2 protein-coding genes are annotated in these 1,081 nt (G+C 37.7%); one reads left to right on the top strand and one right to left on the bottom strand.

The features are described 5' to 3' along the window. Positions 1–364 (top strand): NHL repeat-containing protein (locus tag M595_RS27805; RefSeq protein ID WP_023069889.1); only part of this gene is annotated, 364 nt, incomplete at its 5' end. A 266-nt stretch (positions 365–630) separates the two neighbouring features. Here the strand turns inward: M595_RS27805 and M595_RS27800 are convergent. Then, on the bottom strand, positions 631–1,081 hold a 451-nt coding region (locus M595_RS27800), incomplete at its 5' end, for a substrate-binding domain-containing protein (RefSeq protein WP_023069888.1).

The following is a 1,081-nucleotide window of genomic DNA, read 5'->3' as shown; positions in this document are numbered from 1 at the left end:
AGTAAGAACTATTTGCGGGAGTGGGGATTTATTTGGGTTTGGAGATGAAGACGGAGAGGGGTTTGAGGTGCGGTTACAGCATTGTTTGGGGGTGGAATTTGCTCAAAATTATCTCTGGGTTGCGGATACTTACAATCACAAAATTAAGCGGGTTTATGTGAATACAGGATACTGTGAAACAGTATTGGGAAATGACGGGAGTTTTTCCGAACCTTCGGGGTTAAGTGCTGCGGGTTCTTTGTTGTATGTTGCCGATACAAATCATCATCAAATTCGACAAGTGAATTTAGAAACGCTAACGGTTAAAACCTTAACATTTCCGGGGTTATGTGCGCCGGATGTTTGTATTCCAAAACCGGGTTAATTTAATAGCTTAATTCTCTCAAAAGAGAGAGGATTTTAAAAAGAGTGATCTCTACTGTTTGGTTTAAAAAGAGCAAAGAATGAAATATTAAACCCGAACTTTACAGGTGTAAATAATCATGGTAAAATCTAGAAAATAAATGAATTTTATAAAATGATGAAGATTATTTCAGGCTTTCATCAACCGGATAAATCGACATACCGTTTCTCGTCTAAATTGAGAAAATCTTATAGCAGAATTTACTTTAGATTTGTTGAAATTGATGATTACTCAATGGTGGCGACAACTTCTCCCGTTTGCGAGGTATCGTAACCCCCAAGTGCAGTTAACTGAGAATGTAAACGAGGATGTCCGAGCGTATTTAGAAGTTGTTGAACTGGAGTTTCAGCTAAATAATCTTTAAGAACCACTAAATCATATCGAGATTTATGCAGAGGAATAAAAGTGAGTCCAAACGCTTGAGCAACGGCTTGGGTACTAACTCCGGCATCAACATTTCCACTCGCAACCGCTCTCGCCACAGCAACATGACTATTTACCACAGAATTAAATCCTTGCACCGCATTAAATGGAATTTCAGCTTTTTGTAATAAATATTCTAATAATTGACGACTTCCTGACCCCATTTCTCGATTAATGATGGTAATATTAGAGTTAGCTAAATCTGCAACGGTTCTCAATTTTTTAGGATTATTCAGTTGAACGAGTAACCCTTCT

Origin of the sequence: Lyngbya aestuarii BL J (genome assembly GCF_000478195.2) — a bacterium.
Classification (GTDB): domain Bacteria; phylum Cyanobacteriota; class Cyanobacteriia; order Cyanobacteriales; family Microcoleaceae; genus Capilliphycus; species Capilliphycus aestuarii.
This window is presented reverse-complemented; position numbering and strand designations above follow the sequence as displayed.